Origin of the sequence: Actinotalea sp. C106 (genome assembly GCF_023630195.1) — a bacterium.
Taxonomy (GTDB): Bacteria; Actinomycetota; Actinomycetes; order Actinomycetales; family Cellulomonadaceae; genus Actinotalea.
Window position 1 is genome coordinate 1 of the sequence record NZ_JALPKN010000180.1, and the last position, 6,665, is coordinate 6,665.

Below are 6,665 nucleotides of genomic sequence, written 5' to 3' on the forward strand. Positions count from 1 at the left end.
CGCCTCTCCGACGGTCGGGTGCGCTTGGTGGGCGGCCAGGCCAGCGAGCTGACCACGGCGCTCGGCGGGCGGCCCGACGTCGCGGTCTGGGACCACCCCGTCACGGAGGCCGGTCGCGTCGAGCTGCTGCCCTTCCTCCGGGAGCAGGCCGTGAGCATCACCGCGCACCGGTTCGGCACCCCCCACCCGCTGACCGACGGGCTGATCCCGGTGAGCTGACCCGCTCCGGCCGGGCCACGAGCGAGGGCCCGGCCGGAGCGCGGCACCGGCACTCGGCGCCGGTCAGGTGTCGGCCGAGGATTCCTCGGCGCTGCCCTCCTCGAGGTCCGGCAGACCCGCGCCGCCCCCCGGGGCTCCCGGCATCTGCGACCCGTCCCCGGGCGCCCCGCCCTCGTCCGTCCCGGGCCACATCCCTGCGCGGAAACCCTCGGTGGCGACCTGCTCGGTGGACTCGTGGCCGACCGCGAAGCCCGCGCCGAACCCCAGACCCGCGGCCAGCAGGACCCCGATCGCGGCGGTCGCGAGCGGAGCGGCGACGACCCGGCGCCGCAGGCGAGCGCGTCGCGACTCAGACCCTGGGGCGGTCGCCGGCATCCCCTCCTGCGGGATCGCGGCAGGAGGAGTCCCCTGAGCGGTCACGGGGTGCGGGGGCACGGCCTCGGTGCTCGTGGGACGGTCCTGGTCGGGTCCCTGCGTCATGGTGATCTCCTCGTCCGGTGCTGGCACCGCTGGTGCGGCCACCGCTCTGCGCGGTACGTGCCCAGCCTGGCCGCCGCTGCTGCGTGGGGCCTGAGGGGTCACTGTGCGCCCGCTGTGGACCGTGGCAGGGTCACGAGGAAGGTGGTCCCCCCGGCGGCACCGTCGACCGTGATCTGCCCGCCGTGCGCCTGGACCACGGCGTCGACGATGGCCAGCCCCAGGCCGGTCGACCCGCTGCCCGGCGCTCGCGCGGCATCCCCTCGGCTGAATCGTTGGAAGAGGGTCGGCAGAAGGTCGGCCGGGACGCCCGGGCCGTCGTCCCGGACGCTCACGGTGACGGCCTCTGGCCCGGGCCGGACCGCGGTCAGCACCCTCGTCCCGGGGGGCGTGTGCACCCGGGCGTTGGCCAGAAGGTTGACCAGCACCTGGCGCAGGCGGTCCTCGTCCCCCGCGACGGTCGCGTCGTGCTGCGGGAGGCCCGTACCGTCCCCCTCCGCGTCGTCCGGGTCCGGCAGGTCGAGCAGCCACACGTGATCGGGCCCCGCGACGTGCGCGTCCGCCACGGCGTCCAGCACGAGGGCGGTGAGGTCCACGGGTCCCGTCTCCAGGGGGCGACCGGCGTCGAGCCTCGCGAGCAGCAGCATGTCCTCGACGAGGGTGGTCATGCGCCGAGCCTCGGACTCGACCCGGGCCATCGCGTGCAACGCGTCGGGGGGGAGGTCGGCGGGCACACGCCGCACCAGCTCGGCGTAGCCACGGATCGAGGCCAGAGGGGTGCGCAGCTCATGACTGGCGTCGGCGACGAGGCGCCGGACCTGCATCTCGCTCTCGTGGCGGGCGGCGAGGGCCCCTTCGACATGCCCGAGCATCCGGTTGAGGGCCGCCCCGACCTGCCCGACCTCGGTCCGTGGGTCGGTGTCCTGGACGTCGACCCGCTCAGCCAGGGCGACCTCCCCCTCGTGCAGGGGCAGCTCGGACACCCTGGTCGCGGTGCCCGCCACCCGTTCGAGCGGACGCAGCTCGCGACGCACCAGCACCCCTCCCAGGACGGCGGCGAGCCCGACGCCGAGGGCCGCGACCATGGCCTCGATCACCAGGTAGCGACTCACGGTGTCGGAGGCGTCCTCGAGGGACAGGCCGGTGACGACGAGGTCGTCCGCGCTCGTCGTCGAGGCCACGACGCGGTACTCCCCCAGCTCGTCGAGGTCCACGGTCCGCGCAAGGCCGTCCGTCTCGACCGCAGCGAGGACCTCCACCTGGGCCGCGGTCAGCTGCTGGAACTCGCCCGCGGTGTCGATGTAGGCCCCGAGGGCCGAGCCGTCCTGGACGGTCAGGGTCACCGTCCCCGCGGCCTGACCCGGTGCGTCGAGGCCCGAGGGGGGCCCGGAGAGCGGGGGATCCCCCTCGGGGCCGCCGGGGTCGCTCGGGGCGAGCGGTCCGATCTCCCGAGGTGCGTCCTCCGCCCGGACGGCGCGCTCGCTCGTCGCCAGCACGCGCTCGTCGAGCTGCTCGACGAGCGACGCCCGCAGGGCAAGGGTCGAGGCACCGGCCATGCCCGCCGCGACCGCGACGAAGAGGGCGAGGACCACGACGACGAGCCTGTGCCGCAGGGGCCACCGCGACCAGGGCCTACTGCGCCACCGTCCGTCGGCCGACCTCATCCGGTGACGGCCCCCCCTCGTCGGCGTTCGCGTGAGCCGGCTCGCCGGGCTTGAGCACGTAGCCCACGCCGCGCAGGGTATGGATCATGGGCGCCCTCCCCACATCGATCTTGCGGCGGAGGTAGGACACGTAGAGCTCGACGATGTTGGCCTGCCCCCCGAAGTCGTACTGCCAGACGCGGTCGAGGATCTGGGCCTTGGACAGCACCCGGCGGGGGTTGCGCATGAAGAAGCGCAGGAGCTCGAACTCGGTGGCCGTCAGCGTGATGGACGTACCCGCCCGGGTGACCTCGTGACTGTCCTCGTCCATGGTGAGGTCCCCGACGACCAGGGTGCTCTCGACCGCGGCGGCCGAGGCGCCCGAGCGGCGCAGCAGGCCCCGCAACCGCGCGACGACCTCCTCGAGGCTGAAGGGCTTGGTCACGTAGTCGTCCCCGCCCGCGGTGAGTCCCGCCACCCGGTCCTCGACCGCGTCCTTGGCCGTGAGGAACAAGACGGGCACCTCGGGCTGCTGCGAGCGGATCCGACGGAGCACCTCGAGACCGGTGAGGTCCGGGAGCATCACGTCGAGCACGATCACGTCGGGGCTGAGGGCCTTGGCGGCCCGGATCGCGGCGTGGCCCGTCAGGGCCGTCTCGACGGTCCAGCCCTCGTAGCGCAGGACGGTCGAGAGCAGCTCGCCGAGAGCCGGCTCGTCGTCGACGACGAGAGCACGCACCGACGTGCCGTCCGCGCGGGTCAGGGGGCTGCGCGCCGCAGCGGGAGGTGTGCTCATGAGGCCATGGTGCGCCACCTGCCCGGTGATCGGCTGAGCGCCACCTGTGCGCTTCCTGTGAGGCGCTGCCTGCGGGCCCGGCCCACGCCACCCCACAGCCCGCCCACAGGATCCGCGCAGGGCCGGCACAGGCCTGCGGACCATCGTCGTGGCACCACCCCGAACGACATGGAGCGCTCCGATGACCGCCTGGCCTCCCCTTCTGCTCGACCTCGTCGCCGTCTCGGTGCTGACCTTGGGCATCTACTTCCCGCGGCACCGCCGACGCGAGCTGGTCGTGGCCTACCTGGGCGTGAACGTCGGCGTCCTGGCCGTGACCGCCACGCTCTCCTCGACGGCGGTCGGCGCAGGTCTGGGCCTGGGGCTCTTCGGCGTCCTGTCGATCATCCGGCTCCGCTCGACCGAGCTCGCGCAGGAGGAGGTCGCCTACTACTTCTCGGCGCTGGCCCTCGGGCTGCTGGGTGGGCTGCCGCTGAGCCCCCTGTGGGCCACCGGGGCCCTCATGGCTCTCGTCCTGGCCGTGATGGTGATCGGGGACCATCCCCGACTCCTGCCCCGCTACGGCTCCCAGCTCATGACCCTGGACCGCGCCTTCACCGACAGCACGGTCCTGGTCGCCCACCTCGAGCAGCTGCTCGGCGCCCGGATGCATCGCGCGATCGTGCACAAGGTCGACCTCGTCCAGGACACGACCCTGGTCGAGGTCCGCTACCGGCTCCCCGTGCGCTCCTCCACGCTCGCCACGCGGGCCGGGGCAGACCAGGGCGGCCCGGTCAGCGCTTCCCGGCCCATGAGCGCGTCGGCCGAGGCCCGGTCATGAGGTCGGGGGCGCCCAGCGTGCAGTCCGGCCTGCACCACGTGCTGGGCGCCCTACCCCCCGTCGGGCTCGAGGACCTTCTCGACCAGGCCGCTCTCCAGCGGCGCATGGACCGCAAGTACGTCCTACCGGTGGCTGCCGCCGCTGAGCTGGTCGAGGGACTGGGTTCGGCCGAGGACGCCCAGGTGCTGGAGATCGCGGGACGACGCACCTTCGGCTACTCCTCGATCTACCTCGACACCGCCGAGCTGGACTGCTTCATCCAGGCGGCCAGGCGTCGCCCACGTCGGTTCAAGGTCAGGACGCGCACGTATCTTGACGCCGCCGAGTGCTGGCTCGAGGTCAAGACGCGGGACCGCCGCGGCTGGACGGTCAAGAACCGGACCTCCCACGCCCTGGACGACCGCCACGTCCTGACCAGCGGGGGCCGGGCCTTCGTCCGGCAGGTGCTCGCCGAGGCGCACATCGAGGAGCAGGACCTGGATCTCGCCGCGGCGCTCGAGACGGCCTACCGCCGCAGCACCCTGTACCTCGCTGCGAGCGGGAGCAGGCTCACCGTGGACACCTCCCTGCGCTGCGCGACGGAGCACGACGGGACACCTGTCGAGGCCCACCTCGAGGGCCATGCGGTCGTCGAGACGAAGACCGACGGCCGGCCCAGTGCGGCCGACCGCCTGCTGTGGTCCCACGGCTACCGGCCGGTACGCATCTCCAAGTACGGCACGGGGCTGGCCGCGCTGCGGCCCGACCTGCCCTCGACGCCCTGGCGCCCGCTGCTCAAGCACGACCTCTTCCACCCCTCCTCCCCGACCTGGAGCACCCCAGCAACGAGCTGACGGGGCCTCACGACAGCGGGCCGGCGCCTCACTCGGCGTCGGCCCGTGCGCGCAGGTACCGGGCGTCGTCGTTCGCGTAGGCGTAGTAGAGGCCGATGAGCAGGCCACCGCCGATGAAGTTCCCGACCAGGGCGATCGCGACGTTCGCCGCCGCCAGCCCCAGGTCGACCCCGCCCTGGAGGCCCACGATCGTGAACAGGACCGTGTTGGCCACCGAGTGCTCGAGCCCGAGGAAGGCGAAGATGAAGACCGCGACCACCATGACGAGGCTCTTGGTCAGGTCGTCCTTGATCAGCCCGTTGTAGACCAGCAGCATCGCGACGTTGATCATGAAGTTGCACAGGATCGCGCGGACCATCAGGTCGCCCCAGCCCGCGGCGCCCGCCGTGATGAACTCGAGCTTGTGCTCGACCGAGGACTCCATCTGCGCGAGCGGTGCCCCGGCGACCAGGGTGCTGAACCGGACCAGGGCTGCGACCAGGAGCCCGCCGAGCGCGTTCCCCAGGAAGCACAGACCCAGCAGCCGCAGGGCCTTGGCCCAGCCGGTCCGGCGGTAGTAGGCCCCGATCGAGACGACCATCATGTTCGAGGTCAGCAGCTCGGACTTCGTGTAGTAGATGAAGACCAGGGCGAAACCGAAGACCGCGGCCCCCACGAGCCGTCCCAGGGGCTCGAGGGTGGCGTCCCCCGCGGGGACGGCGTCGAAGGCGGCGACCACCGCGTAGTGCGTGACGTAGAGCAGGCCGATGATGATGCCGGCCATCGCGGCACGCTGGAGGTAGCGCCGGGCCAGGCTCCCGGACATCGCGGTCTTGGTCTCGAGGGCCTCGAGGATGGTGCTGATGAACTGCTTGCCGGGGAACAGCTGCGAGGAGTCCGCGCTCATGGGCCCTACGGTCCCACGCCCGGCGCCCCCTCAGCGGCACGAGGGTCCCAGGGCGGGAGCCGCCCAGGGTCGACACCCAGGGCTCCGTGCTAGGTTGGCGCGCTTCGCCTGAGCGAGGGAGAGCACCATGAACAGGACCACCAGGCTCGGCGCCGGCCTCGCGATCACCCTCCTGGCGGTCGCCGGGTGCAGCGCGACCGACGAGGGCACCCCCGAGGAGACCACCTCCCAGGAGACGGCCGCCCCGGACGAGGCCCCGGACACCGGCGCGCTCGAGCCCGATCTCGAGGGCATCCCCGAGGTCGTGGCCGAGGTCGACGGTCACGAGATCAGCCGCGAGGAGTTCGTCGAGGCCTACGAGGGCCAGTTCCAGCAGCTCGCGCTGCAGGCCCAGAGCGCCGGCCAGCCCGTCGACCAGGAGCAGCTCCGGATCGAGGTCGCCGACACCCTGGTCGGCACCCGGCTGCTGATCCAGGAGGCCGAGAGCCGCGGCTTCGAGGCCGACGACACCCAGGTCGACGAGACCCTCGCCGAACTCGCCGAGGTCAACGGCCTCGGCTCGCCCGAGGAGGTCGTCGAGGCCCTCACCGCCCAGGGCCTCTCGGAGGACGAGGTGCGCTCCGAGCTCCGCACCCAGGTGAAGGTCGACCAGCTGGTCGACGACGCCGTCGGGGACGTCGAGCCCTCCGACGCCGAGGTCCAGGAGCTCTACGACGACCTCGTCGAGCAGCAGGAGGCTGCCGGCGGCGAGGCCGAGGTCCCGCCCCTCGACGACGTCCGGCCCCAGCTCGAGCAGCAGCTCACCTCGACGGCCCGGTCCGAGGCGATCGGGACCCTGCTGACGGAGCTGCGCGAGTCCGCCGAGGTCACGATCAACCTCTGACCTGCCCCCAGGGTTCACGGGGCGGGCGACGGCCCGCTCTACCCGGCGGCGGGCGACGGCCCGCTCTACCCGGCCGCGGGCGGCGGCGCGCTCTACCCGGCCGCGGGC

The 6,665-nt window shown here is 73.1% G+C and carries 8 protein-coding genes; 4 read left to right on the forward strand and 4 right to left on the reverse strand.

Annotation, left to right across the window (positions count from 1 at the left end; genetic code table 11):
• Window positions 1-219: hypothetical protein (locus L0B03_RS12140; RefSeq protein WP_250446076.1), on the forward strand; the 219-nt coding region annotated here is incomplete at its 5' end.
• A gap of 63 nt (window positions 220-282) precedes the next feature.
• Here L0B03_RS12140 and L0B03_RS12145 read toward each other — a convergent pair.
• From L0B03_RS12145 to L0B03_RS12155, 3 genes are all read right to left on the reverse strand, one after another.
• Window positions 283-699, reverse strand: coding sequence for a hypothetical protein (locus tag L0B03_RS12145; protein ID WP_250446078.1), 417 nt, complete (start codon window positions 697-699; stop codon window positions 283-285).
• A gap of 98 nt (window positions 700-797) precedes the next feature.
• Entirely contained in the window at window positions 798-2,288 is a 1,491-nt protein-coding gene (locus L0B03_RS12150; RefSeq protein ID WP_250446079.1) for a HAMP domain-containing sensor histidine kinase, read from the reverse strand.
• Window positions 2,289-2,328: 40 nt separating this feature from the next.
• Entirely contained in the window at window positions 2,329-3,135 is an 807-nt protein-coding gene (locus L0B03_RS12155; RefSeq protein ID WP_284501727.1) for a response regulator transcription factor, read from the reverse strand.
• Window positions 3,136-3,316: 181 nt separating this feature from the next.
• Here L0B03_RS12155 and L0B03_RS12160 point away from each other — a divergent pair, with 181 nt between their 5' ends.
• Both L0B03_RS12160 and L0B03_RS12165 read left to right on the forward strand, forming a co-directional pair.
• Entirely contained in the window at window positions 3,317-3,955 is a 639-nt protein-coding gene (locus L0B03_RS12160) for a DUF4956 domain-containing protein (RefSeq protein ID WP_250446081.1), read from the forward strand.
• 17 nt (window positions 3,956-3,972) lie between these two features.
• Window positions 3,973-4,788, forward strand: a complete 816-nt coding sequence (locus tag L0B03_RS12165; protein WP_250446082.1) for a polyphosphate polymerase domain-containing protein — start codon at window positions 3,973-3,975, stop codon at window positions 4,786-4,788.
• A 28-nt stretch (window positions 4,789-4,816) separates the two neighbouring features.
• On the opposite strand, the gene L0B03_RS12170 is transcribed toward L0B03_RS12165, so the two are convergent.
• Window positions 4,817-5,674, reverse strand: a complete 858-nt coding sequence (locus tag L0B03_RS12170) for a formate/nitrite transporter family protein (RefSeq protein WP_250446083.1) — start codon at window positions 5,672-5,674, stop codon at window positions 4,817-4,819.
• A 127-nt stretch (window positions 5,675-5,801) separates the two neighbouring features.
• On the opposite strand from L0B03_RS12170, the gene L0B03_RS12175 reads away from it, so the two are divergent.
• Window positions 5,802-6,557: a SurA N-terminal domain-containing protein gene (locus L0B03_RS12175; RefSeq protein ID WP_250446086.1), complete on the forward strand. Its 756-nt coding sequence runs from the start codon at window positions 5,802-5,804 to the stop codon at window positions 6,555-6,557.
• The last annotated feature ends 108 nt before the right edge of the window (window positions 6,558-6,665 follow it).